We start from the raw sequence: 3,727 nt of genomic DNA on the forward strand, positions 1-3,727 counted from the left end.
GTCGGCGGCGACGTGGTGGTGACGCGCCTCGGCGGCCAGCACGTCGGCTTCGGCGGCTTCCAGCGCGGCGCGGTAGTCGCGGGCATCGATGCGCGCCAGCACCTGCCCGGCCTTCACCGACTGGTTGTCTTCCACCAGCACCTCTTCGATGAAGCCGGCGACTTTCGGCGCGACCAGGGTGAAGTCGGCATGGATATAGGCGTCGTCGGTGCTCTGCTCCCGGGCGGGGCCCAGCAGGCGCAGCAGCAGGTAGACGACAAGGGCGGGAAGCAGCACGGCAACCAGGGCCAGACTGCCGCGACGGGAGCTCAGTTTCGACATGGGCAGACCTATCAATGGGTGGGGACGACAGGGCGCGGCGGATAGACCCGCAGCGGCATCAGGGGGATCAGGACGAGCAGGGCGGCGGCCAGCCAGGACATCGCCAGCAGCGTGTCGGAGGCGGCGAGCACGCCGGCCTGGCCGCGCACCTGGCCGGCCAGGCGGCCGATGTTCTCGGCGCCGCCCAGTTGCTCCAGGCGCAGGCCGAGAGCCTGCGAGGCGTTGCCCAGGTGATCGACCAGGCGGTTGGAGTGGTAGTGCTCGCGCCAGGTCATCAGGATCGACACCACGGCGCTGCCGAGCACCGCCGAGAAGCCGCGCACGCTGTTGAACCAGGCTGAGGCGAACGGCCCTTCGATGGGCGCGACGACGCTGGTGGCGGACATCAGCAGCGGCACGATGGCCATCGGCTGGCCGATGATCTGCAGCGCCAGCAGCCAATAGAAATTCTCCCGCGTCCACTCGCTGGTCAGCTGGCTCATGCCGAAGGCCGACAGCCCGCACAGGCTGATGCCGATGGCCAGCACCCAGCGGCAATCCACCCGCGGGATGTTGCACAGCGCGGCCACCAGCGGCAGCGAGATCAGCTGCGGCAACGCCACCAGCAGCGCCATGGGTGCAGATTGCAGCGGACGATAGCCGTGGGCCGAGGCGAGGTAGGACGCCGGCACGCCAGCGCACGCGCCGAGCACTACCAGCACGCCGGCGAGGGTGATCAGCGCGTGGGTGAAATTGCGTCGCTTGAGGATGTCCAGACGGTAGAAGGGCAGCGGGTGCGTCCATTCGTTGATGAAGAAGGCCACCAGCAGCCCGGCGCCGCCGACCACCAGCAGGGTGATCAGGTCGGATTCGAACCAGTCCAGGCGCTCGCCCTGCAGCAGGCCCATCACCAGCATCAGGATGCCCGGCAGGCCTAGGGCGAGACCCGGGTAATCGAATTGCTTCAGGCGCTCCAGGCGCAGCGGGTCCTGCGGGATGCCCCAGGCGACGGCGGCCAGCGCCACCGCGCAGAGCGGGATGACCTGCCAGAACACCCATTGCCAGCCGACGAACTCGGTCCACAGCGCCGCCAGCGGCATGCCCAGGTTCGGCGCGAAGGTCGCGGTCAGCGCATAGGCGCCCAGGCCGTAGAGCTTGATCCCCGGCGGCAGGAAGCGCAGCGCCACGGTCATCAGCATCGGCGGCATGCAGCCGCCGGCGAAACCCTGCAGCAGGCGCAGCAGGTAGAGCGTCTCGACATTCGGCGCGAACGGGCAGAGCAGCGCGAGCAGGGCGAAGCAGGCGATGGCGCCGAGGGTGAAGCGACGCAGCGACAGGGTGACCGAGAACCATGGGGCGAAGGCCATGGCGGCAACCTGCGCCGCCGAATACAGGGCGATCAGCCAGGTACCTTCGTCGTGGCCGATGGACAGCGCGCCGCGCACGTCGGTCATGGCGAGGTCGGTGACCTTCTCGTTGAGGCCGGCGCTGAGGGAGGCGACCAGCACGCCGATCATGCCGACCACGATGCGCGGGCCGAAGGGCTGGGCAACAGGCGCGGAAGTTTTCGCGGGTTGCGGGCTGGCGGCGGAAACCGGGGCGAGCGCGGTCATGGCCGGTCTCCACGGGGGTGGCCGATGCCGCCGCCCTTGGGCGGTGAGGTGCAAGGCATAGGAATCAACTCGGGTATTTGCGACCGAGTCTAGGGAAGGGCGATAGCTGTGGAAATTGAAATGATTGCAGCTAATTAGTGCGCTTGGTGCACTTTACGCACGCTCAGCTCAGCAGGCCGGAGCTCTCCCGCAATTCGATGCACACGCGCTTCACCGTCTGCCGCAGCCAGCTGTGCGCCGGGTCGTTGTCGAAACGCGGGTGCCAGGCCTGGATGATCACCACCGACTTGAGCGGCAGCGGAATATCGAACTGGCGCAGGGCGAACCCCAGGCGATCCAGGCGCCACAGCGAGTGCTCGGGAATCGGCAGCACCAGGTCGGATTCCAGCAGGGCGAAGATCGAGGAGTGGAAGGTCGGTGCGGTGAGGCGGATTTCCCGTTGCAAGCCGAGGTTGGCCAGTTCCTCGTCGATCGGCCCGCGGGACTTGCCGCGCCGTGACACGCTGATCTGCGGAAAGGCGGCAAAGCGTTCGGCGGTGATTTCGCCGTCGAAGATGGGGTGATCGCGCCGCGCCAGGCCGACGAAGTTGGTGGTGAACAGTGTCTGCGTGCGGATTTCCGGCTCCAGCGTCGAAGCGCCGCCGATGTACAGGTCGATGCGGTTCTGCCGCAGGGCTTCGTCGTCGAAGTCGGCTTCCGGGGCGATGCGCAGGCTGCAGCGCGGCGCCTCTTCCTTCATCACCGCCAGCATGCGCGAGGCGAAGCCGCCCACCAGCACGTTGTTGGAGCGCAGCACGAAGCAGCGCTCGAGCTGGTCCATGCGCAGGTTTTCCTTGGCGTTGAACAGGCGCGTGGCGTGTTCCACCAAGTCGCTGACTTCCTCGCGCAACTGCAGTGCGCGGGGAGTAGGGACCAGGTTGCGTCCGGCGCGGACCATGATCGGGTCGCCCACGGCCTCGCGGATGCGCGACAGGGTGCGGCTCATCGCCGGTGGGCTGAGGTGCATGCGCCGCGCAGCGCCGACCACGCTACCTTCCTCCAGCAGGATATTGAGGGCGACCAGCAGGTTGAGATCGGGCAGGGCCATGGTGACTCCCAGAGCAGTTGACGCGAGGTTTGTCATGTTCCATGGCGAAGGGCCGAATGGGCAAGCGTGCGTTTCATGCAATGGTCCATTACGTTTTGCGTGCCTTTACGGTCCGCGTCCCGGCCCGAAGAATGGCGGCGGATTTCGTTTTTTGAGGAAGAAAGGCATGTTCAAACGGATTCTGCTGGCCGTCGACGGCGCGGCGCAGTCGCAGCGCATCATCGCGACTGCCGGCGAGCTGGCGCGCTGCAACGGGGCGCAGGTGCACGTGGTCTGCGCCGTGGATCGAGCCTTCGCCATGCCGCGCCAGGATGCCCTGGAGTACCCGCCGGCCGAACTGGAGCAGCACGAGGCCCAGGCGCTGGTGGATGAGGCGGTGGCGCAGTTGCAGCCTTGCGTTGCGTCGGGTGCCGTGGTGGCCGGCGATCCGGCGCGGGCAATCCTGCGCGAGGCGGAGCGGCTGGAGTGCGACCTGATCGTGATCGGTCACCGGCACCTGGGGCGTATCGAGCGGCTGCTGGACCCTTCCGTGGGGCAGCGGGTGATCGAGCGGGCGCCCTGTCCGGTGTTGGTTGAGGGGCGGGAATAGGGTGGTCGGTGCCGTGGGGGGGGGGGGGGGGGGGGGGGGGGGGGGGGGGGGGGGGGGGGGGGGGGGGGGGGGGGGGGGGGGGGGGGGGGGGGGGGGGGGGGGGGGGGGGGGGGGGGGGGGGGGGGGGGGGGGGGGGGG

4 protein-coding genes and 1 pseudogene are annotated in these 3,727 nt (G+C 68.7%); 1 reads left to right on the forward strand and 4 read right to left on the reverse strand.

Features of this window, described 5'->3' with window-relative positions:
- The 3 genes from ACCC94_RS28585 to ACCC94_RS28595 all read right to left on the reverse strand — a co-directional run.
- The coding region (locus ACCC94_RS28585) for a biotin/lipoyl-binding protein (protein WP_413352963.1) at positions 1 to 321 on the reverse strand (321 nt) is incomplete at its 3' end.
- Between the two features lie 11 nt (positions 322 to 332).
- Positions 333 to 1,913: an MFS transporter gene (locus ACCC94_RS28590; protein WP_413352964.1), complete on the reverse strand. Its 1,581-nt coding sequence runs from the start codon at positions 1,911 to 1,913 to the stop codon at positions 333 to 335.
- A gap of 163 nt (positions 1,914 to 2,076) precedes the next feature.
- A complete protein-coding gene (locus tag ACCC94_RS28595; RefSeq protein WP_413352965.1) occupies positions 2,077 to 3,000 on the reverse strand; it encodes a LysR family transcriptional regulator in 924 nt (307 codons plus the stop codon).
- 166 nt (positions 3,001 to 3,166) lie between these two features.
- Between ACCC94_RS28595 and ACCC94_RS28600 the strand changes: the two genes are divergently transcribed.
- A complete protein-coding gene (locus ACCC94_RS28600) occupies positions 3,167 to 3,589 on the forward strand; it encodes a universal stress protein (protein WP_413352966.1) in 423 nt (140 codons plus the stop codon).
- Here ACCC94_RS28600 and ACCC94_RS28605 read toward each other — a convergent pair.
- Positions 3,487 to 3,727, reverse strand: a pseudogene (locus ACCC94_RS28605) (hypothetical protein); the annotation flags it as partial. The gene ACCC94_RS28600 and the pseudogene ACCC94_RS28605 overlap by 103 nt on opposite strands.

This window comes from Pseudomonas sp. Pseusp97, from assembly GCF_047304025.1.
Lineage (GTDB): Bacteria > Pseudomonadota > Gammaproteobacteria > Pseudomonadales > Pseudomonadaceae > Pseudomonas.

What these genes read in the sequence shown, in the direction of transcription:
- ACCC94_RS28590 (WP_413352964.1), bottom strand. Translation starts at nt 1,913, where the DNA reads ATGACCGCGCTCGCCCCGGTTTCCGCCGCCAGCCCGCAACCCGCGAAA.
- ACCC94_RS28595 (WP_413352965.1), bottom strand. Translation starts at nt 3,000, where the DNA reads ATGGCCCTGCCCGATCTCAACCTGCTGGTCGCCCTCAATATCCTGCTG.
- ACCC94_RS28600 (WP_413352966.1), top strand. Translation starts at nt 3,167, where the DNA reads ATGTTCAAACGGATTCTGCTGGCCGTCGACGGCGCGGCGCAGTCGCAG.